Origin of the sequence: Parabacteroides sp. AM58-2XD, from assembly GCF_003463685.1 — a bacterium.
Lineage (GTDB): Bacteria > Bacteroidota > Bacteroidia > Bacteroidales > Tannerellaceae > Parabacteroides > Parabacteroides segnis.
On the sequence record NZ_QSDP01000035.1, the window covers coordinates 1 to 23,572 of the forward strand.

The 23,572-nt window shown below is 43.2% G+C and carries 12 protein-coding genes and 3 pseudogenes; 3 read left to right on the forward strand and 12 right to left on the reverse strand.

Going from position 1 to position 23,572, the window contains the following annotated elements; all coding sequences use genetic code 11:
- Positions 1 to 254: 254 nt before the first annotated feature.
- From DXA15_RS10455 to DXA15_RS10480, 6 genes and pseudogenes are all read right to left on the reverse strand, one after another.
- A pseudogene (locus DXA15_RS10455) lies at positions 255 to 3,715 on the reverse strand (SUMF1/EgtB/PvdO family nonheme iron enzyme).
- 6 nt (positions 3,716 to 3,721) lie between these two features.
- Positions 3,722 to 6,607 (reverse strand): TIM barrel protein, encoded by a 2,886-nt coding sequence (locus tag DXA15_RS10460; RefSeq protein ID WP_128133985.1) that lies wholly within the window; start codon positions 6,605 to 6,607, stop codon positions 3,722 to 3,724.
- 176 nt (positions 6,608 to 6,783) lie between these two features.
- Complete coding sequence (locus tag DXA15_RS10465; RefSeq protein ID WP_128133986.1) at positions 6,784 to 7,344, reverse strand: RNA polymerase sigma-70 factor; 561 nt, start codon at positions 7,342 to 7,344, stop codon at positions 6,784 to 6,786.
- A gap of 348 nt (positions 7,345 to 7,692) precedes the next feature.
- The gene (locus DXA15_RS10470) at positions 7,693 to 9,315 is read right to left on the reverse strand and encodes a RagB/SusD family nutrient uptake outer membrane protein (protein WP_128133987.1); all 1,623 of its coding nucleotides are present in this window, start codon (positions 9,313 to 9,315) and stop codon (positions 7,693 to 7,695) included.
- Positions 9,316 to 9,327: 12 nt separating this feature from the next.
- The gene (locus tag DXA15_RS10475; RefSeq protein ID WP_128133988.1) at positions 9,328 to 12,723 is read right to left on the reverse strand and encodes a TonB-dependent receptor; all 3,396 of its coding nucleotides are present in this window, start codon (positions 12,721 to 12,723) and stop codon (positions 9,328 to 9,330) included.
- A 121-nt stretch (positions 12,724 to 12,844) separates the two neighbouring features.
- Positions 12,845 to 13,843: a FecR family protein gene (locus DXA15_RS10480; RefSeq protein WP_128133989.1), complete on the reverse strand. Its 999-nt coding sequence runs from the start codon at positions 13,841 to 13,843 to the stop codon at positions 12,845 to 12,847.
- A gap of 337 nt (positions 13,844 to 14,180) precedes the next feature.
- On the opposite strand from DXA15_RS10480, the gene nhaC reads away from it, so the two are divergent.
- Together nhaC and DXA15_RS10490 are read left to right on the forward strand one after the other, a co-directional pair.
- Complete coding sequence (nhaC, locus tag DXA15_RS10485; protein WP_128133990.1) at positions 14,181 to 15,647, forward strand: Na+/H+ antiporter NhaC; 1,467 nt, start codon at positions 14,181 to 14,183, stop codon at positions 15,645 to 15,647.
- A pseudogene (locus DXA15_RS10490) lies at positions 15,616 to 16,805 on the forward strand (dicarboxylate/amino acid:cation symporter). The gene nhaC and the pseudogene DXA15_RS10490 overlap by 32 nt, the downstream one beginning before the upstream one ends.
- A 146-nt stretch (positions 16,806 to 16,951) precedes the next feature.
- Here DXA15_RS10490 and DXA15_RS10495 read toward each other — a convergent pair.
- Positions 16,952 to 17,478 (reverse strand): annotated as a pseudogene (locus tag DXA15_RS10495) (3'-5' exonuclease).
- A gap of 99 nt (positions 17,479 to 17,577) precedes the next feature.
- Between DXA15_RS10495 and DXA15_RS10500 the strand changes: the two are divergent.
- Positions 17,578 to 17,949 (forward strand): hypothetical protein, encoded by a 372-nt coding sequence (locus tag DXA15_RS10500; RefSeq protein ID WP_007655847.1) that lies wholly within the window; start codon positions 17,578 to 17,580, stop codon positions 17,947 to 17,949.
- A gap of 98 nt (positions 17,950 to 18,047) precedes the next feature.
- Here DXA15_RS10500 and DXA15_RS10505 read toward each other — a convergent pair whose 3' ends face one another.
- The 5 genes from DXA15_RS10505 to DXA15_RS26280 all read right to left on the reverse strand — a co-directional run bounded on the left by DXA15_RS10505 (position 18,048) and on the right by DXA15_RS26280 (position 23,564).
- Entirely contained in the window at positions 18,048 to 18,722 is a 675-nt protein-coding gene (locus tag DXA15_RS10505) for an SGNH/GDSL hydrolase family protein (protein ID WP_007655849.1), read from the reverse strand.
- 57 nt (positions 18,723 to 18,779) lie between these two features.
- A complete protein-coding gene (locus tag DXA15_RS10510; protein ID WP_010801427.1) occupies positions 18,780 to 19,790 on the reverse strand; it encodes a hypothetical protein in 1,011 nt (336 codons plus the stop codon).
- 169 nt (positions 19,791 to 19,959) lie between these two features.
- Positions 19,960 to 22,074 (reverse strand): nucleoside hydrolase, encoded by a 2,115-nt coding sequence (locus tag DXA15_RS10515; RefSeq protein WP_128133991.1) that lies wholly within the window; start codon positions 22,072 to 22,074, stop codon positions 19,960 to 19,962.
- Positions 22,075 to 22,098: 24 nt separating this feature from the next.
- The gene (locus DXA15_RS10520; RefSeq protein WP_233567133.1) at positions 22,099 to 23,295 is read right to left on the reverse strand and encodes a RagB/SusD family nutrient uptake outer membrane protein; all 1,197 of its coding nucleotides are present in this window, start codon (positions 23,293 to 23,295) and stop codon (positions 22,099 to 22,101) included.
- Positions 23,292 to 23,564 (reverse strand): RagB/SusD family nutrient uptake outer membrane protein, encoded by a 273-nt coding sequence (locus DXA15_RS26280; protein WP_233567140.1) that lies wholly within the window; start codon positions 23,562 to 23,564, stop codon positions 23,292 to 23,294. The genes DXA15_RS10520 and DXA15_RS26280 overlap by 4 nt, the downstream gene beginning before the upstream one ends.
- Positions 23,565 to 23,572: the final 8 nt, after the last annotated feature.

Sequence of the window (23,572 nt, forward strand, 5' to 3'; positions counted from 1 at the left end):
TTCGTTACTTCGTACTGTTTTCATAAGCTATATCGTTATTAGTTAATAATGAATTTGATACAATACAAAGTTAACTAAAATGGTATAGCTTTTGTAGTGCTATCTCGTGCTATCCGTCTTTTCCGATTTTAAACATAGGAACTATTTTTATTGTAGAAGATTCCAAACCGTGAAAATAATATTAAAAAACCAAATAAGGAACTTTCATTTGCAGAAGTTCCTTATTTGGTTTATAAAAGAGCTATGTTTTATTTTCAATCCTCAATGACCAGGCGAAGCCCTACATTATTCACTTTCTGCCAGGGCAGATAAGCACGGCGGGCTGTTGCCGTTGCATCTTTCGGACGGTCTACCCAGGAACCGCCACGGGCAACCACCTGTTTTGCTTCCAACGTTTCCTGTGACTTGTCATTATAAGGATACGGAGCATAGATCGAACGGGTCCATTCCTGTAAGTTTCCGTGCATGTTGATCAGGCCGAACGGATTTGCCTTATAGGTATATTCTTCCGTCGGAATCATCAGACCGTCGTTGACCGTTTCAACCTCGGCATATAGTTATAATACGGGAACCAGGGATTATCCTTCTCCATCGGTTGGGGATCGATACCTGTAACGGCCATCTTTTCCAACTGTACATCGGCCAGGTTCTCATACGGCCCGAAGTTTGCATCCATGGCACCATACCAGAAAGGCTGGTCGCTACCACCACGGCAAGCCCATTCCCACTGGACTTCGGTAGGAAGCTGCACGTTCAGGCCGGTCTTTTCTGAAAGCATCCGGCAATAATTCACCGCTTCCTCATAACTTACACGAATGACCGGTTGATTCGGTTTATTTGCCGGATAACCGGGAGTCGTATGGTCTTTCCAGAACTGTGCGTAGATACGGCTGTCATGGTCGGGAACCAGTGCATTATACTGCTCATTGGTCAGTTCCTTTTCAGACATCCAGAAACCTTTCTTCACTTCTGCCTTAAATTCAGGAGCCTGATCGGGATAACCGTCATTCGTACCCATTACAAATTTACCTGCCGGAACACGGACAAAGGCGATCTTCACGCCATCGGCAACCTCTATTTCCTTGCGTAACGATTTTTCTTTCGACAACATCTTCTGAATATCGTCGGCAGACAAAGGCCAGCCCTTCATCTTTACCTCTTTATGCTTGACAGGAGCAACCTTTTCCGGTAATTCGGGTTTGATCTCTCCCTTACTTTTCAGCAAACTTGCATAATCAGCCAGTTCCTTGCGCCAGTCGGCACCGGCACCATTCGCATACTTATTGGTCAGTTCAAGGCGACGGCTATACTGTTCGTATCCATTCAACGGATCAGCATCAAATTCGCCACGTCCCGGAGCGTTCATATCGATCCACATCGTGAGATGCTCCCATTCGTTATCAGTCAGTTTCACATTATAATGGCCACGTTCCAACATACGGACGATTTCGCTGGTAGAAGCATGATATTCGTAGGGAGTCATCACATACATATCCGCTTCCGGTCCCTGACGGTTTACGTACGGATGGAAGGCAAGGTAACTCTTCTGGAAATAACGCGTACCGCTCCAGTCGGTTATACCAACCGAGGTCGTGTCTTTAAAGTTCGGCCGTCCGGCTTTGCTTCCGTCATGGCAAGCCACACAGGCACGGTCGAGAATCGGTTGTATCTCATATTTAAATGTATAAGAACGGACACCACCATCCGCTATCTTCAATTCATGCGGTTTGCGGGTAGATGCGGCAACCCTTTTCGGAACCGGGATCGTGTTCTGGTCTTCATGGCAGCCCACACAGGATACCACTTCGCCCGGCATACCGGTCAGCCAGCTACGCATCCATTGTACGGCACGTCCGTCCGCATCGAGCGGTTGGAGGGAGACAGGCGTATTGGCCGGAATCTTAAAGATAGCAGAGCCATCCTCTTCTACCGGAACGGTTCCCAGCAGACGCTTGATATCCCATCCGGCCTGGATACCGTGATTATAATGGTCGGACAACGTTCTGCGATAAGCATACTCATAAGCATATACACGGAATGACTTGATCTGTCCGCGGGGAACGCCTCTCAGTCCTTCGCCTTCATAAATATCCTGGATAAAGACAGTCGCTTCCTTTTCATTCGGTTTGATACGGTCCGGGATTGCCGGAGGTACCGGAGTACTTTTCACCGGAACGGAATAGATCATACCGGCATCGTCAGCATTGGCAACCAATGTCAGGTTATCGTAAATATCCACCAGGTAGATTCCCCAACGGCTGTACGGAGACAGTTTGGCCGTTACCAGGAAAGTCTCGTCGGTCAGCGGATACGGTTTGATGAATTGCGGCCACACACCGTTTACCAGTTCATCTTTTACCTCTGGAATGATCGGACGGCCACGGAACGGCAATTCCTGTATCATACCTTTCTCTTCCTTACGGCTCTTTGCCGGATCGAAAATCATCAGACGGCCGGAACGGGCTACCCCATGGTGACCGGAGATAACACCGACAAAACGGTTCGTCCGCTTCGGCAGCGGCTGCACGTCGAAGATACTGTTCGGGAACATGGAACCGCTACCATATAACGATTTCTGTTCGGTTCCGTCCGGATTCATATGCATCACGATACGGGAGAAATAGTGAGTCAAATCCGTATATTCCCAACGGACATACATCACCTTACCGTTTGCCATCACCACCGGATGCCAGTTCGCATCCTGGTCGAATGTCAGACGGCGCAGGTCACCGTTACTGGGATCATATAAAACCATATTACCCACTGCATCACTACCGTTTACGCAAGGTACGCCCTGATAACCGATATTGGAAATCGCCAGCATACGTCCGTCGGGCAGATAGGTCGCATCAAAGAACTCCAGGTCAGGCTCCGGAATGTTGGTTACCTGCCGGGCCTCGCCGCCTTCCAGATTGATTTCGTGCACCTGCCATCTACGTGTCGTATCCAATGCTGTAAACATCAAGCGTTTCCCATCCCAGTTCAACACCAGGTCGGTCACGGAGGAACCCTCTACAGCCGGTTTATAAACAGTCTTTTCCTGAAGGTTTCCGCTTTTCAGGCCAGACAATTCCACCAGTTCCGCTTTAAAATTCTTACGGCTGGCGGAGCTAAGATTCGACCAGTTGTTCGGCTGGATACCCAGGCTTCCGGCTCCGACAAAATTGGCCCGTTCTCCAAGATTGAATTTAACGGTCAACATCTTATCGACATTCACATCCGGGCTCATCAGCATCAATTCGCGTTTCAGGGCCAACGCCTTATTAGCCTTGTCGAGTGCTTGTTGATCTCCGGTATAGATTCCGGCAAAACCTCCGGCCAGTAGAGACTTCAATTCACTGAAACGTTTTTCAGCCAGATTTGCATCAAAACCCGAACTCTTTTTCATGATACCCAAAGCCTCCTGAATAGCTTCCGGTTTCATCCATTCCAGTTCGGCCTGTATTTCCAGTACGGAAATCAAACGGCCGGCCAGACTCTTATAAGCCTGCATCTGTTCGGACGGTGTAGCCAACGATGCCGCCTTATTCAATTCAGACTGATACCAGGAGTTGTTCTTCAACTCTTTCAGCATAGCATCCAGGCCTTTCTTCGTCCTGTTCAGCTGTTCGGACGTAACTTCTTCCTTTGTCTCACAACTAGGTTGTGCAGATAACGCGCTTCCCCCCAACAGGCAGAAAGCCATACATCCTGTAATTAATAATTTCTTCCACATAGGCGATTATTTTTTAGTAACAAGTTTGTCTAATTCTTTTCCGTCCAGATATTCTTCATCCTGCGAATTATACAGGCCATCCATAATATAATGGGTATCCGGGAATAGGGATAATATCTTACGTATAGTTTCTGTCTGCCCGGATTTATAAACCGGAGCATTCGTATTCCATAATTGATTGTGAATATCTTTTTCGGGAACGGAAATAAGAAGATCCTTTATATCCATCTGTTTCAACCGGGAAAGATTACCGTCCAGGTTCGCTTCATCGTTCAATAACAGAGACAAAGCCGGAGCCAGAGTAAAGTTCGGACGGTTCACCTCATTTACCAGTTTCTGCAACCCCTCTATGGTATCCGGGGTACGGGAAACGGCTTGTCGCAATACCAACCGGATATTCTTTTTCGCAGCATAATCAGACAAAACCTGGAACGATTCTTTCAAAGAAGCATAGAACTGTTCCATCGTATAATTATTTTCAATGGTCCGCTGGGTAGAAATCAGCAATTCATCGGCACCCAGTATTTCCATCTTATCAATAACACGCTTCATGATATCCATGCTCTTCTGATAGAAAGGAGGATCATTATTTACGATCCTCAAATCGGGATACAGATTCAATCCGGAAGTCAAATCCACCGTTATTTTCAATTTCTGGCGTCCCAGCCAACCGGATTCATGCTTCAACGCTTCTTTTTCCTTATTGTTCAGATAACGCCAGTCAATCACCACCCGGTCATAATGTTCGAAGAAAGTCGGACGCGACAAAATCTCTTCCTTTACATCCGAGATATTGCGTAAAACAAGCGAACGTCCCGTAACATTCGGTACCGGGGTACTTTCCGGCATAACGGTTATATCCGCTTCATGATTCAACCGGACACGGAAAATGCGCACATTACCGCCGGCAATCGTATTGGAGGTATTTTTACCGAAAGAGGTATTTACAGCCACTTTAGGCGTATATCCAACGGCTTTCATTTCTGAACAGTCTGTCGGTAATTCTTTGATAGAAACGATTTTTCCGGTCTTTGTCCGGATGGAAAAATCCTTCGGCGTCCAGTGCTCGTTGGATATCAGAACGGTATATTCGCCATTGCCTCTGGAACAGGTTACAAGACTCAGTTCCGGGTTGGTTTCGAACAGTTGTACAGAAGAGAAAATATCTCCCATCAATGCTTTCACATGGTTTAATATCGGGTAGGGTTTATCCAGCGGCATTTCTTCCTTCACCTTGACAGGAAGTTCACATTGCGGTTGTTCGGTAACACCGTAAGGTGATGCGATAACAGTAATCTTTCCTTTTCCGGCATTCAACTCAATAGCGGCCGGCAGTTCGTTCGATTTTTGCAGGATTGTCGCAGATGCCGGATAAATCAGTTCTGACAAGGTATATGGAACACGCTCGTTTAACGACTGTCCTTTGTAAGTCACCGGACCTGAGCACACGGTCGTTTTGTTTCCGGCACGGACACCGGCAATTCCGTCCGGCATGTTTTTCAGTGAACCGGCAGTGATAATCAGATGCCCGCCTTCATTCACATAAGTTTCCAGTTTATCGTTGATTTCTTTTCCCGGACGAAGCTCATCGGCAATGACCAGTACCGGATACTGTTGCAAAACCCATTGCGGCGCATCACTCATCAGACAATCGGCAATATCGCCATAAGGATTAGGAGCTATAAACCCTCTTTCATCTTTATAATAGGAAGCATCCTGATAACCGGGATATAAAATATCGAGCATCCCGTCCGTCAGATAATCCGGCAACTCATACGGCAGATTCCCCCATACTTTATAAGCCTGCCTGGAATATAGATGACGCGGGAAAGACCAGCCGGAAAAGAAATCGGTCATCAAAGCAACCGGTGTGTACATCACACCCGGATCACCGTATTTATCTACCCATTTAACCGCACTCTGCTGTATCTTGCCGATGGGACTCAGCTTCTTGTCGTCTATCCGCATGGACCCTTCGAAACCGACAGCCACACAATCGTACATCAAATGAGTATAGATCAACCGTTTCAGCAATCCGAGCGAGGTTCCTTTCAGCGGACCGCCACTGTTATAGTCATCATCTATACCGGTAGCATTCGAATCGTATGTCTTATATCCCCAACGGTTCCATACGGAAGCATTTCCAAACCAGTTAACGCCATATTGCTTACCGGCTCCGCGGATAAAGGAATAATAAATCTGCGAGTTAGGCAATCCCTGGGCCGTTTCCGCCCCTATCAATGTATAAACACCTTCTTTCAGGAAATAATGTCCGAAGTTCAGGGAGACGAGAGTTGCCATTTTATTTCCCAGCTGATCGCCCATTTCCTGGAAATGACGCTGGAAGTTAAAGTATTGTTGTTTGCGGTCTGCTCCCAACGGATACATTCGCGGAGCAAAACTACCGACATACCGACCGTCCTGTTCACCGTTATCCATACCCAGCCAACGGTCGCCCAGTTCTTTCTCGAAAAGATCGAGTACGCCATCGGGAATAACGAACTGCGTCCAATATCCGCCAGGTCCCGAACCCGGAATATATCCCCAAAGGTCAAACAGATACAGGTTTCTTTTCTTTATCTCGGCGACGACTTCTTTCAGATTATCCTGAAAAACCAGCGGATAGGAAACCCACAAAATATCCCCCAGCTTATCCTTATCCACCCACTGATCGAGTTTTTGTTTATAATCGCCGGAAAGGTCACGTAGTGCTATAAATTGAATTTTGTCATGAAAGAAAGAAGCATCCGGCGATTTCACATGATGACGCTGATAATCGGGATGGCGGGATGGGATCATCTGATAGGGATACAGTTTAATACTGTTCTGTGCAAACGATCGGTCAGGACCTAGTAATCCTAACAAAATAATAAGCGTAAGAATCTTTTTCATAAGTATTTATATTGTTGTTGCGTTAACAAGCTGACAACTGATAAGCCGATCATCTTTTATCGCAACAAAGATCTGTTTATATTTTGAAATTCGGTAACTTTTCGTTCATAAAAAAGTTTATAAACCAATAAATAGATATATTTTCAGGTATATATCAATAAACTGTTCAAATCAGACTAATCCAGAGAAGTCGGCAGGTATTCTTTCAGGACCAGACGAAGTTGTGCCAATGCCTTCTTCTGATACAGTTTTACAGCATTAATAGAAATACCCATTTCTTCCGCAATCTCGGCATAGGTCAAATTTTTATATCGGCTCAGTTCAAAAACCCTTTTATACTGGGGAGGTAACTCTTTCACAGCTTTGCCAACCCGCTCTATCAGCTCTTTAGAGAGAACATAATCGAGGGGAGATTCATCCAAAGAAAACAACGTACTCCTTTCTACAACAGTATCATCCAACTCCACATATTCAGGTTGATTTCGCCTAAGGTATGACAAGCACGCATTATGAACTGCCCTGATTAAATAAGCCCTGACAGAAGAGGTAATAACCAATGTTTCTCTGTTTTCCCATAACCAGCGGAATACATCACCGACAACCTCCTCTATTATATATTTTTCCGTGATGTAAGAACGCGCCTCATAACAAAGAAAAACATAGTACTTTTTGAATAAAAGCTCAAAAGTTTTATGATTTCCCTTCTTCAAGTCTAAAATCTCATCACCAACAGTCATTTCTTCAGATTAAATTCGTTTCCTCACCAACAGGTATCTATTTATAGTTCAGCAGGTTCAACAAAATACAATGCTATTGACCAAATAATAATGACTAGAAAAAACATTCCTTTTTTTCAGTCTTACCCATTCAAATAGATATCGCCACTAAAAGTACTAAAAATGTGAAAGATAGAACCTCTTTTAAGCCTGAAAAAATAACAGCTCCCCTAAAAACAACAGTGACTAATTAAAAGGAACGTTTTTTTAGTCACTTCTTTTTAACGACTAAAGCTCTAATTTTCAAAGAAAATGCCAGAAAAATCAACTTAAAATCTCCCTGGCATTCCTTTTCAAAAAATTATATTATTAAATATAATTCGGATCCTGAACCAAAACACCACCGGCTTTGTCGATTTCCGTTTGTGGTAACGGGAAATAATAGAATGCAGGTTTAAACACCTTGATGTAAGTAGGCAATGCCGGATCGGCTGCACCATTTACTAATTTTTCCATTAATTTCCAACGTTTCAACTGGAAATAACGCTGACCTTCAAATACAAATTCTACACGCCATTCATTACGGATACGTTCACGCATCTGATCTTTTGTCAGACCGGCAGGCAACTCCGGTTGTCCGGAACGAACGCGGATCTGATTAACCGCATCATACACTTTCTGCGTCGGTCCGTTTACTTCGTTTTCTGCTTCAGCAATCATCATCAAAACTTCGGCATAACGTAGAATGATAACATCCGCATCAGAAATTGTCGAATAACCCGGCATTTCTTTGGTCGGCTGAATCAACTTCGTCATACCAAATCCGGTTTGCATCTGATTGGTAATTGTCACCGGACCTCCTTCTTGTCCGTCCATCGAGAAATCAGCTTCGCCACTATGACAAACCGTTTCATACAAACGGCGATCGCGATTTTGGAACAATTTAGCCCTTTCTGCTTTATTGGCATCTCCCAATTCTCCAGTAGCCAGTAAAGATTCATTGACCGGGACAGTCAACGGAGATTCACCCCATTTCTGACCATCTGTACACTCGAATGCATCTACCAAATCACGAGTCACACCGCAAGTAGTCCATGCTGCATAATACAAGTCCATACTATGGGTTGTATTAGGAGCCAAGTAACGAACGGAGAACATAATCTCAGGAGAAGCCAGTTGCATGGAAGATATAAAGTTATCACGCATCCGATCTGCCAAATCATACCCCTTGATTGATTCCAGCAAAGACACAATTTCCCCCATTTTAGAAGGATCTGCATTTCCTTTATCATCGTAGGCTTCGGCCAACATCAAACGAGCCTTAAATGCTTTCAAAGCACCCGGAGAGAAATATCCGGACATTTGAGCATCAGAATAAGGTTTGTCCGGCAAAGCGGCGATGGCATCATCGAAATCTTTCATTATCTGAGCATAAATATCAGCACGTGAAGCTTTTGGCTGATACATGTTATCCATTGTCAAAGACTCTGTAACCAAAGGCACTTCCCGATAACACTGGTACAACCAAGAATAAAAATAGCCTCTCAATGCTTTCGCTTGCGCAAGCATAAAAGATCTCTCGTCAGCAGACATATCAGTTCCTTGATAAGCATCCAGGTTTTCCATTAACAAATGGACACGAGCAATGCCTCGATAGCAATGATTATACATATAAGTGACATACCCGGAAGTATTCGGATCCAAATCACCTAAAGCAATCGTCTTAGTCTTACCGTAGGTATCCTCATCATGCTGGCAAATGGAGTTGTCAGTCAGGTTATCAAAACAAGCCACGATCTGCGACATAACTCCCGGCCATTCATATACCATAGAAAAACTACCAGCCAATGCAGATTGGAAATCACTCTTTTTCTGCCAGAAAATAGACTGTGAAGGTGATGTAGGAGGATCTTTCTGTAAAAAATCACTACAAGAAGTCGTAGAACCCACCAACAAAGCTGAAGCCAATATAATATTTACTATTTTTTTCATTGCATTCTACTTTTAAAATTCAACATTCAATCCAAATGAACAAATTCTATTCTGCGGATAAACAGCAGCACGTCCATCTCCTTCACGTTCTGGATCCAAACCATAAAATTTTGTAAATGTCAATAAGTTATCTCCTGAGAAATAAACCCGGACTCTCGACATCTTTACTTTATCCGTAACTGATTTAGGCAAAGTATAACCGAACGTCAAATTCTTCAAACGGAAATAAGAAGCATTCTGTAGCATATAAGTGTTTGATCTGGTATTCTTATTTCCGCCCAAATTATCAAAATACAGACGCGGATGCTTAGCATTATACGGATTTTCTTCCGTCCACATGCCTTCTACATATTCACGTGTCGGAGCAGAACCTTGGCGGAATGGATAAATTCCCCACTCATTTGTATACCATTTCTTACCCGAAACACCTTGTCCTTGCAAAGACAAGTCAAAACCTTTCCAGCTAGCACCAGCATTTACAGAATATTCAAATCCGGGGAAACGTCCGGAAATAGGCACACGGTCATTGTTGTCAATCACACCATCATTATTCTGGTCCTTATATTTCAGGTCACCTGGCAACGTATTATCATTAAACTGTTTCGGTGAATTTTTCACTTCATCTTCCGTCGCAAAAATACCGATACACTCCAACATATAATATTCATTATAAGGAAGTCCTTCTCTTCTCAAATTATAACCGCTGATTTCTTCCGCACCAAACTTAGTCAATTTGTTTCTTGAACGGTCAAAATAAACACCGGCATTATATTGCAAACCTTTGAAGACACCATCCGTAATCATGTTGTTATAATTGAAAGCAATTTCAAAGCCCTTGTTTTCCACTTCCCCATTATTGACAGTCGGAGCATCCAAACCTAAAATACCTGATACTTGGGAAGAGCGCAAAATGTCTGAAGTCACTTTCTTATACCAGTCAAATGTCACATTCAATCCATTGAAAACCTGCAAATCAACGCCAACGTCGGTAATTGTAGTCGTTTCCCATTTGATATCACGGTTTGCATACGCTTTCTGCTGATAACCCACTGTTTCTGTTTTCTTATCAAACGGATAGTTAGAAACACCGGCAATCATTGCCTGATAAGGATACAAACCAATGTTTTGGTTACCCAACTGTCCCCAAGAAGCACGAATCTTGGCATTATTCAACCAATTCAGATTCAAATCTTTTATAAAATCTTCTTCGGTAATACGCCAACCGGCAGAGAATGACGGGAAGATACCCCAGCGATTTTCTGAAGAGATACGAGACGTACCGTCATAACGCATATTTGCTTCAAACAAATAACGTTCTTTAAAATTATAGTTCAGACGGGCATAAACAGACTGAATAGCCCATTCTTCCAACGTACCCGAATTCGACCAATTTGCATTAGAACCAGCATTGATTACCGGTAAATCGAACGCATACTCTTTCCGAAATGCCCGTACCGTTTCATACTTTTCAGACTCTTGGCTATAACCTACCATAATATTAAAGTTATGATACTGGTTCGGAGTTGTAAAATCATACTTCAAATAGGTATACAAATTCGTATAAAAACGACGCTGGTCTTCTACCGTCAAACCGTTTGCTCCTCTATCCAGATAACCGGTTTGTTCACCTGTATGATAATCATAAACAGGGACATCAGATCCTCCCCATTCCTTCCATTTGTTAGATTGTAAGCGAACAGCACCTTTCGTGTACCAAGTCAACCCTTTAGCCAAATTGATATCCAACCACAATTGAGCATTCACATCGAAATCCTGATAATTCTTATTCGTACCCGTGCCAATGATAGCCGGCATATTTTTATTGTGAGATTCGTGCGAATAAGCAGAACCTGTCCAACGGGTCATCCCTGAACCATCGTCAGGCAACCACGGCATGTAAGTCGGGGCCTGTGACAAGGTTGACAACAACACGTCACTTTGTCCCTGACGAGGTTCATCACGATCACCATACATCAAATTGGTATACGTTCCAATCTTGATAAAATCCGTAATTTGTGAAGTCAAATCGACCGTTGCATTATACTTTTGATAATCGAAGCCTTTCAACGTACCCGGCTGGTCTACGAAATTCAAAGCCACATTATATGTAGTCTTTCCTGCATTGCCAGCGATCGACAAATTATGGTTTTGAACAACAGCCGGATCAAACATATAATCCAACCAATCAAAATTAGGATATTGTGCGCTACCACCTCCATTCCGGTAAGCATTGATCTGTTCCTGGGTATAACGTTCTCCGGCACCGGAATTCTTCTTGGCTAGATTATACAATTCCATATATTCGGCAGAATTAGTCACCAAATCATACATACGGGTCGGATTATAAATAGCTACATTGCCATGATAAGCAATATGCGCTTTGCCATCCCCTTCTGCCCCTTGTTTCGTTGTGACAAGGATCACACCATTGGCAGCACGCGCACCATAGATAGCAGCAGAAGCAGCATCCTTCAATACCGAAACACTCTCAATCATGCTCGGATCCAGGTTAGAAATACTGCCCGGAACACCATTTACCAATACCAGCGGATCGGAACCGGCATTCGAGAAAGTACCCTGGCCACGCACACGGAAAGTGGTTGCTTCAGCACCCGGTGCACCCAACCCCTGGTTAACACGCAAACCCGGAACTTGTCCTTGTAACATGGTTGCCGCATTCGTAACCGGACGTTTCGTCATTTCTTCACCGGTTACAGCCGTTACCGCACCTGTCAGATTCAATTTCTTCTGCGTACCGAAACCTACTACAACGACTTCATCCAAAGCCTGTGAATCTTCTTTCAAGATAACAGAGATAACCGACTTATTTCCAACCGGAATAGTTTGTTCTATATAACCTATATAGGAGATCTTCAATGTAGCTCCGTCAGGAACATCCAATGTAAAGTTTCCGTCCACATCTGTAACCGTACCGATTGTCGTTCCATCCACAACTACGTTTGCCCCGATAACAGGTTCATTGTTTGCATCCAAAACACGACCAGTGATCCGTTTAGTCTGTTGCATCACTGACTCCGGTCCAACTTTTCCGGCACGAGTAATCACAATATGACGATCGTTGATTTCATACCGCACATTCCGTCCGTTAAACAACACAGCCAATACTTCATTGATCGATTTGTTGTTCAGGAAAACAGATACTTTTTCATCCAGATTCAGGTCTTTCACATCCAGACTGAATGAAAATTCACTTTGGCTCTTGATGGATTCAATAGCCTCGCGGATCGTTGCATTTTTAAGATTTAAGGAAAGCATATGTTCAGTCGCATACGTGCTTGCACTTAATGTAAGCGTTCCGGCAACAAGAAATACACCGGCAAGATTGGCCAGACGTCCTGCTCTTGTAGCCAATAAGTCCTGAACAGATTTTCTAAATGTTTTTTTCATACTTCACTTGTTTAAGATTTAACTTTTAATTACTTAAGAAATGGGGTATCTACGGTTATTACCCCTTTTGTTAGATTTACTTTTACTTCATTCACATTCATTTTAAAGATTAGACTTAATGTTATTTATAAATTCTAATAAGTTCCGGCTTTACCTCATATTTGAATTTATTTCCAGAGGATAATATTTCCAAAACTTTTTCGACGGTTACGTTCTCTTGAAAATCCGAATAGTAAACTATTCTCTTCAAAGATTCTTTCTCTATCCGGACAGGTATATCATATAGGCGCTGCAGTTCTTTAGCTATTTCTTCCAACGGCACTTTATCAAATGTCATCGCTCCGTTCCGCCAATTCTCTATATGGCTGGCATCCACCGAATCGACTTGCATTGCCAGGTCTGCTTTCCTTAATGTGAACCGTTGGTTCGGTTCCAGTACGACCGGGGCGGCATCGGCCAGAAAATCTCCGACCCTTACCGCTCCTTCCTTGAGGGTTACTTTCACCTCTGAGTCTTCTTCATAGGATTTTAGATTAAATTTTGTACCAAGCACCTTAACTGACAAATTACCGGTATTCACAACAAAAGGTAATTCTTCATTCTTGCTTACTTCAAAATATCCTTCCCCCGATAATGCCACATTTCTTGATTCCTTCGCAAAATTCGAATCATATTTAACTTTACTTCCGGCATTTAACCAAACAACAGAGCCATCCGGGAATGTAACTTTAGATTTTGCCCCAGCAGGAACCTCTACTACATATTCTTTATATTCCTCAACCGCTTCCACTGCCGTTTTCTCCGATTGCCATAAAAAGAATAGAGAAGAAACACCGCAGAGCAAAAAGACAATCGCCACAGCAGAAACTCTGAATGCATACTTATAGAAGTTTGTCCGGTTAGATGATTTATTTTCCTTTTTAAATTTGCTAATAGCTTTTTCTACATTAAAATCATCCGCATTAGATACAATACCGCCTGCTTTCCAGACAGCAACCGTATCATGGAAATAAGTTCTGTTCTCCGGAGCTTCTTTGATCCATTGCCGTAAAGCGGCATGACCTTCAGCATCTAAAGTGCCATTCAGGAATGATTGTATGTAATTGTCTATTTGATCCATTTATTCCAATTAAAAGTATATGAGTTCCTCACTCATTTAATAAAGGCGCAGAAAAAAGGAAGAAGGGTATATGAAGCACTACTTTTTTTATAAGAAAAACGAATATCCCGCAAAAACTTGTATAAAACGAGGCAAGATCCATTTAAAACAAGATTTAATTCGTTTTAAACGGGGATAAAGCTCGTTTTAAACGAAAAAATGCTTAACTGCATTCGGGATTTTGTCAATTTTATTTATTTGGATGATCTGTCATTGGGATAATGAAATCCAAGATATCAATATATACATTATTTTCCGTATTTTTGCAGGCAAATAATTCATAAGCATATATATAATAATGGATCATACTCCCAAAAGGATACCCTCTCCCTTACTTTCACTGGTTCCCATACTCGTTTTGGTGGCCCTTCTGTTTGTTACAATTCATACTTTTGGCAGTGATGCGCTAAGCGGAGGAAGTCAGGTGGTGTTACTTACGGCAACAGCAGTTTGCTGCTTGATTGCCATGGGATACAGCAAAGTTCGCTGGAAAGCGATCGAACTGGCGATGGTCAATAATATCTCCGGTGTGGCTACCGCGCTGATTATTCTGTTGATCATCGGTGCTTTATCCGGCAGCTGGATGATTAGCGGAGTCGTCCCGACACTGATCTACTACGGGATGCAGATCATTCATCCCAGTTTCTTTCTGGCATCAACCTGTATCATTTGTGCGATCGTATCCGTTATGACCGGCAGTTCCTGGACAACAATCGCAACCATCGGGATCGCCCTGCTGGGAATCGGGCAGGCACAGGGATTTGAAGACGGATGGATTGCAGGGGCGATTATCTCCGGTGCCTATTTCGGGGACAAGATATCTCCGCTCTCGGATACGACGGTCCTCGCCTCTTCGGTAACGGATACCCCTTTGTTCAAGCATATCAAATATATGATGATCACGACAGTGCCGTCCATGATCATTACACTGACAATCTTTACCGTAGCCGGTTTCGCGCATGAAGCGACTGCGACCGACCAGATCGCCATGTATTCTGCCTCGCTGAGAGAGACTTTCCATATTTCATTATGGCTGCTGATCGTACCCGTCATAACAGGGATTCTGATCGCCAAACGTATACCGTCCATCATCACCCTGTTCATTTCTGCTACATTGGCCGGCATATTCGCCTTATTTTTCCAACCCCACCTGTTACAGGAAATATCCGGCCTGCCGGTTCAGGATATGCAATCACAGTTCAAAGGGTTGATCATGACTTTCTACGGCAGTACCCAGGTCCAGACGGGGAATCCGGATTTGAATGACCTGGTTTCCACACGCGGCATGAGCGGTATGATGAATACGATCTGGCTGATTATCTGCGCCATGTGTTTTGGTGGCGCCATGACGGCCAGCGGAATGTTGGGAAGCATTACTTCCGTATTTATCCGTTTTATGAAACGGACTGTCGGACTGGTTGCTTCAACGGTTGCCTCCGGCCTGTTTCTTAATATCTGCACTGCCGACCAATATATCTCCATCATCCTGACCGGTAACATGTTCAAGGATATTTACCAGAAAAAAGGATATGAGAGCCGTTTGTTAAGCCGCACGACGGAAGATGCGGTGACTGTCACCTCTGTTCTTATCCCCTGGAATACTTGTGGTATGACACAGGCAACCATCCTGGGTGTCGCCACATTCACATATTTACCTTATTGTTTCTTTAATCTAATCAGCCCGTTAATGAGCATCACAGTTGCTGCCATCGGGTTTAAAATCAAACGGATAAATGAAAAAGCTGAAAGTATCGCTACTGACTAAAGTAGTCATTGCCATTGCTGCCGGTGTATTATTCGGCCAGTTTCTACCGAATGGTATCGCACGTATCTTTGTGACCTTCAATTCGTTGTTCGGCAACTTCCTGTCGTTCTCCATCCCCCTTATCATCCTGGGGCTGGTAACGCCCGCCATCGGCGATTTAGGGAAAGGTGCCGGAAAACTACTGGCCATTACGGCTTTGATAGCTTACGGCTCGACTATATTTTCAGGCTTCTTTACCTTTTTCAGCAGCTCGGCGATCTTCCTCATATCCTGCCGGCCAATGCGGAGTTGACAGCCATGGATAACCCGGAAGATTTCATGCTGACGCCCTACTTTACGGTAGCCATGCCGCCTCTGATGGATGTAATGACAGCCCTGCTCCTATCATTCACAATCGGTCTGGGACTGTCCTATATCAGCGGTAATACACTACGGGAGGCATTTAATGACTTCCAGAAAATTATCACCATATTGATCGAAGCGGTAATCATCCCGTTGCTTCCCCTGCATATTTTCGGTATTTTCCTGAATATGACAGTCAGCGGCCAGGTAATGAGTATCATAACGATGTTCCTGAAAGTGATCATTGTGATATTCGTGCTCCACGTGTTGCTTTTGCTCATCCAGTTTACGGTAGCCGGAAGTATCAGCGGCAGGAATCCGTTCCGGCTGTTAAAGAATATGCTGCCGGCTTATGCCACCGCATTAGGGACTCAATCGTCAGCCGCCACTATTCCCGTGACACTTGCCCAGACGGTAAAGAACGGTGTCCGCGAGGCAATCGCTATTTTTGTCGTACCTCTCTGCGCGACCATCCATCTTTCCGGAAGTACGATGAAGATCACGGCCTGCGCCATGGCGATCATGTACATGGCCGGAGAACCGGTCACACTCGCCGGAATGGCAGGATTCATCATGATGCTGGGTATAACGATGGTAGCCGCACCGGGAGTTCCGGGAGGAGCGATCATGGCAGCATTGGGATTGCTGCAAAGTATGCTCGGTTTCAATGAGACATTGCAGGCACTGATGATCGCACTTTACATAGCAATGGATAGTTTCGGAACAGCCTGCAATGTAACCGGAGACGGTGCCATTGCGATTGTAGTAGATAAGATTGCCGGAAAACAACAGACTTCGCCCGACATAACCGAATAGTTTTTCAGGAGACATCACATTATTCATTGAAAGTCTTCCCAATGAAAAATAAAAAAGAGGTACGTCTATTTTGATTTAGACGTACCTCTAAATTCATTTACACCTACCTCTAAATCGAATTAGACCTAGGTGTATCCGAAAAACCTTTATAATAATTCCTGTAAAGTATTTACACCTTTTTCCCGCATCATTGTAATAGCGATATGTGCACAGGCATAGGCATCCGCCATTGCATGATGGTGATTCCTCAGGTCATATCCACAATAGGCAGCCACAGTATGTAGCTGATGGTTCACCAGAAAAGGATACATTTTTCGTGACAGTCGGCAGGTACAATAGAACTGATATTTGGGATAGGCCAGTTCGTAGGCCATATGTGCAGCTTTCAGGCATCCTTCATCAAATGGGCTGTTATGGGCAACCAGTGGCAAATCGGCAACCTTCGGCGCAATTTTCGCCCAGACTTCTTCAAAGTCAGGTGCTCATTCGTATCTTCCGGTGTCAGTCCGTGAACAGCCGTTGTCCACTGAGTATAATAGTTAGGATACGGGCGGATCAGGCTATACACCTGATCGATCACATGATTATCTTCCATAATGACAATCCCGACACTGCATACACTACTGCGTTTCCCATTGGCGGTCTCAAAATCTATTGCGGCAAAGCGTTCCATATAAGTTTATTAGTTATTATGGCAAAGATAAAGATAAAAACATACGAAAAGACATTGTAGCCCGTTATTAATCATAGTAACACTTTAAAAGCTCACCGTATGAAAAAGAAAACCATGATTTTATTATTCTCTCTGCCAGGCCTGTTTCTTATTTTATGTGCGTTAACTTTTAGACCCATTAGTAACCCTCAAATGGATGAATGTTCTTTACTGCAAGGAAAACTGGCAAAAGTCAAGAGTGACCCTAAAACGAAAGACATTTATTTACGTCTGGAAGACGTAGATAGGCATTTATACATCAACAGGGGTTTAGAAAAAGGTCTGACCGAAGATTGCCTGAAGAAACTGATCGGAGAAAATGTGTCACTTTATGTGGTCAATCATTGGACTTTGTTGGATCCCCAAAGCAAAACAGGGCATGTATCGCAGGTTGAACATGCCGAAGAGATATTATATACGGAGTTTGACTAAACAGATAAATGAGGATGTGCCAAAATAGTCACATCCTCCATCTTTCATTTTAGTAGTTATGGATAAAAAAAACTGTTTTTTTGATCAAAGAATCAACGCTAGTACCGTTTTAACACTGGCAGAAGTATATTTTCCATGACCTTATATCCTTCCGCATTAGGATGTACCCCATCTCCGGAATACTTTTCAGGTAATCCATTCCGTTCGTCTGCCATTTTAGAGTGATAATCTACATAGGTAATTCTATTACGGTCTGCATATGCTTTAAGCATTTTATTCAGCTCGATAATTTTTTCCGCCGGCTCCAGTCCCTTATGCCAACTAAAGTCATAAGCTGGCAAAACAGAACACAGAATCACATCTATCTTATGAAGTTTCGCCAATTCAATCATAGAGACAATATTTCCCTTGATATTCTCCAAAGAGATATAACCGTTATTCTCCGCAATGTCGTTAGCTCCGGCAAGGATTACTACCGCTTTAGGTTTAAGATCGATCACATCTTTACGGAAGCGAACTAACATTTGAGATGTGACCTGTCCGCTGATTCCTCTAGCTATAAACTCATTCTTCTTAAAGAACAACGAATCGGCATACCACCAACCTTCGGTAATCGAATTTCCTATAAACACGACTTTCGAAGGTGTTTTTACAGTCTTGTTCTGTTCTGCATACCGTTCGAAATTGGCCCAGTCGACTGCCTGTTGGCCAAATAATGAAGTTGTGGCCAATACACAAATACTTAGTATCAACCATTTTTTTACGTTTTTCATACTACTATTTTTATTAAGTTACGTTATTACTAAATTCAATCCTTGATGTGTTAACAATTAAAGTTTAGCTTTTTTTATTAATAAATGATCCATCATAATATTATAATAATTATCATCATCGCATAACCGATATATCACGAAATGTTTTCCATCGGCGGCATCTGTAAATGTATTACGTCCCGTTTCAGTATCTATGGCTATATTTACACGTTTGAAACCTAACCGGTTGATTTTTCCGCAAGCATATCCGGCACACCATACCCCAAAAGGATCCCAAGCATGACGACCGTTTTGAGTCCCGAACGCGACCAATGAACGAGTTACAATATCCCTCTTATCTATATCCACAGCCTGTAATTGACCACCGCACCTGAGCATTCCCCCCACTTCATTTGTAAAAAATAGTATCGGATAAGGCCAGGTCTTACTCACATAATCAATAGCCAATCGGGCTTCCTTAGTAAAGAAAAAATTATTACAACGCCCTTCGGGATAAGTTCCACCGACGATATACAACTGTCCGCATTTTTGTTTTACTAACTCAAGCCCCGACAAATCAGAATATTCATCCGGTTGGCTTTTCAACAGGGCTTCTATATTTGTCGTATACCCGGTAGTGACAATATCCACAGGCGTATTACTTTCTGACAATATCTTTCTATACATTTTTACAGCTTCATACGCATTTACATTACCATCGTTATATGCTGCCATCAAATCCCAATAAGGGGATTCATCCGGATTGTTTGCCATACTTTTTCCGATCAATACATCCGGTTTATTTTCATATAACAGGAAACCTCTCAATGCTTCCAGATTATTCTTTCCGACTATTGAATATGCGACACCCTTTAAATCGATAGTCCCATCATCATCAAGTGCCGTTGCAATCCTTACCGCACATACATCATCCACATCCGTACACATATCGACATCCAATATCATTTCCTTTCCGGGAGTGGTATTCAGATACAGCTCATCCACGTTTCTGTCTTCCTGCCGGTTCTCGTATGTCTTACAACCGGTCAAAAAGATGACCAACAAAATTATTTTAAATTTATCTTTCATCTCATATTCCATTTTTTATCCACTCACTGTCGGAAGATAATTGATATTAAGGCAGACAGAACGCAGATTACGGCAAAGTTATTTAATAAAATAAATTTGCGTTTATCCGCGTCATCTGTTCTGTCTGCGTTCTTTTACATGATCTTAGAATTTAAAGGTATATATTTCTTTATTTTTTACAGTCTATTTCCAAAATGGTACCTTCAATATTACGATGGCCATTTTTATTATAATAATAAACTACAAGAACTCTATTATCTTCCAGCATAATCGGCCAAGGATAACCTAAATCCGGTCCATCACCATCATCACGAAGTATAAATTCTTCGGAAATGGCATAATCCGTACATTCTGCATTCAAAATTCTTGCCCGGATGCCAAAAGGCTTGTGACGATAGCCATATGTCAACAACACACGATTATCAGGGAGCCTCAGAGCCGCCAAAGGATGCCCCTGGAATTGCATTGATTTCCATTCGAAAGTCTTTCCTCCATCGGTCGACCTGGCAATACATGCATGATCATACAAAGTAGTCCGTAGAAAACCGACTATATCTCCTTTCGGTGTTTCATAAACGGAAGCTTCATTGAATGCAACACTATCATCGGTAGCAACCAGTCCGGAATACTGCCAGGTTTCGCCTTTGTCCTCAGATACAAGCAAATGATTACTGGTTTTTCCTAACGGGGCTGGATCATGACCAGCCACAATCCAATAAATCTTGCCGTTTTTACCTTCGCACATGGCCCCTCTGTTATAAGTCGGCAGAGGCTCTCCCGTTGCGCTGATATAAATTTCCGAATCCAGCGTTGGAGGAATAATCGGATCTTCCCATGTTTTCCCCTTGTCAAAAGACCGCAAGATATATCCTCCTAAAAATGCAATTTCACCACCATGCCAACTCTCATGCAAAACAGGTTTTCCTAAATTGTCTATACCCTCCTGAGAGGAAAAAGCCCAGCCGTAACTGGCACAAAGCAAAGTTCCATCCTTTAATTGCAATAAACAAGGGTCCTGTGAACCACCAAAAGGATGGGCGTAGATTAACTCCGGATCTTTCGTCCAGTTTTCACCATCATTCGAATGAACCTGCACCAAATAGCTGTTAGGATCGACATGCGCATTCCCAGGTTCACCAAAAACTCTTCTGTCCGGTGCACGCCGGAATACCACCGTATACTCATTGGGCCCCAGCTTTACAGCCGAAGGAAATGTTGCATGAAATTTAGGATCTTCATAAATAACCACATCTTTTACTTTTCGTATCTGTGGCTGTGCTGCCGCTTGCTGTCCCTCAGGGACATTACAACCTAAAGCATTCCAAAACTCATTCTCCATTTTCTCCGCATCGATATTCGTGTATATATCGACCTTTCTTTTGGTTGTGCCCGGAGGCGTATCTACCTTCTTTTCTTCCGCCCATTCCGGATTTGTGATCGCATAAATAAGAGCGACATCCCACATGGTCCAGGAAGAAGTCATATTGTCTCCAATCCTCTTTCTCCACCGATCTGCTATAAAAGTACCTATACCTTCCACCTTTTCAAGCTTATTGATCGAATGGGCATTATGAAAACGCAGTAATCCGCTTACGTTATTAGGCATAATATGAAATTCCAAATCTTCTGCATCGCAAAGAAGATCAAAGGCCTCCAAGTCATTAGCCACATTAAATTCATGTTCGCCTATCCATAAATCCTTTTCAAAATCATAGGTTTGCCCAAGCCAGTAAAGCGCTATCTTTTTAGCTATTTCAGGCTTCACCATTACAGCAGATGCCACATTCGTCAGGGCTCCGGTACTGATGATTGTCAACTTTTCTCCCGGAGGCAAGTCTGATGCTTTGCGGATAATAAAATCCGTTGCCTCACTTCTGCGAGGGTTGTTTTCAGGACTCCCTTTTTTATAAACGATCTTCCTCTCACTTCCCACGGGTAAGGGAAGGTCTGTCCGGTCTAATAACTGCACCAATACGGCATTCATCAGCCAACTGGTATAGGCAGAATTATCATTCCACCAAGGATCATGTCCTTCCCGCACCGTATTATTCCTTCCATCCCATTGCGCAGCAGTCATTCCGATGACTTCCAGCTTAGGCGACTTCAAAGCAGCAGCGATTGCAAGCAAGTCATCCAGTTCATTATCCGTATCGGCATCAATAATCACGTTTCGTACTTGAACATGCTGGGGAAGTGATGTATTTTCCCCAGCATTCTGTTCTTGTTTACAACCAAACAGACCAATACCAATACTTATTATTACACTAACAAGTAAATATCTCATCCCTATATTCTATTTTCAAGAGAATCAGTCTCCCCAACCAGGAGTTTGTCCGACTTGCGGTTCACGAGTCAATACAGTCAAGCTAAGTGGCCATAACAACATGTGATCCTGCCCTTTCTTATTATTTAATGAAGGCACTATATCAAATGCTTTTCCGAATCGTATGAGGTCCCACCATCTTTTTCCTTCAAAAACCAATTCAAGCAACCTTTCTTTCAGAATCTCGTCGTCATTCAATTCTTTAGACCGGTTCACAAAGATGTGTTTGTCAAAATTATCACCATACGCTCTCTTTCTAATCAGGTTCATCTCTTCAGACGGATCCTGTCCCAGTGCATTCTTGGCTTCTGCCTTCATAAGCAGCACGTCTGCCAGGCGATATAAAACGAAATCACTCCTGAAATATCTCTGACCATTTTGTACGACACCCCGCCCTTTACGAATCAAAGCCGGATATATCATCTCATTATTTTCACCATATCTCACCCCATCGACAAACGAAGCCTCTTTCCGGCTATCGTCATCTGTAAATTGATTTTTAACCAAATCGCTTACAGTCCAAGCCATACCATTCCCGGTAGTACCTATCACCTCTCCGCTAATCGGATCTATCATACCGCCGTCTGCTCCGGAATAGTTATCCTTAAAATAATTCTCCCCACCATCATAAATAGTGTTTGCAATAGACATGATTATCTCCTCATTGCTTTTATTACCAAATTCAAACAGATCGGCAAAATTCGGAAGCAACGCCACATCAGCCTTCAGCACCTCATTGCAAGCCGCTAAAGCAGTCTCCAAATCGGCATTTCCTCCGCCGCACCGTTTAGCTGTCCACAAATAAACATCAGCCTTCAACGTATTGGCAAACGGCTGGGAGAAACGGTTCCTGGAAGCCCAGAAGGTATTGTCCTGGAACAAAGCGATTGCATTATCCAAATCCTCTTTTATCACTTTGAAAACCTCCTCCACTGTAGCCCGGCCTTTCTGTACGGTTTCCGGATTGTAACCTTCGGTAGGTTCTACCCGAAGCGGAACTCCGCCCCAGGTCTTAACCAACACAAAATACAGATAAGCCCGCAATGAATAAGCCTCTGCTAACAAGTTATTTTTTGTGGTCTCAACCGCATCGATACGAGGTATATATTTAATAAGCAGATTCGCCTCATTCACAATCTTATAGAGTGAAGTCCAGTCGGGTCCCGGTAATTCCTGGCTCAATGTATTTTTATAATACCGCTCATAGATATCCCCTGTGACTGCCTCGTAATCACATCACTTCTGGATTCTCCCAACGTAAACAACTCACCGCACGACATATCCCGGAGTTGTACATACGAATGCGTCAAGACCCCTGTTGCATCATCTTGATTCGTCCAAAAAGACTCGTTTGTAATAGCACTCACCGGCTTCTGATTCAACAGATCCCCACATGATGAGCAAAACACCAGAACAAACAGGCATATAAATAAATGACTATACTTATTCATAACTTATC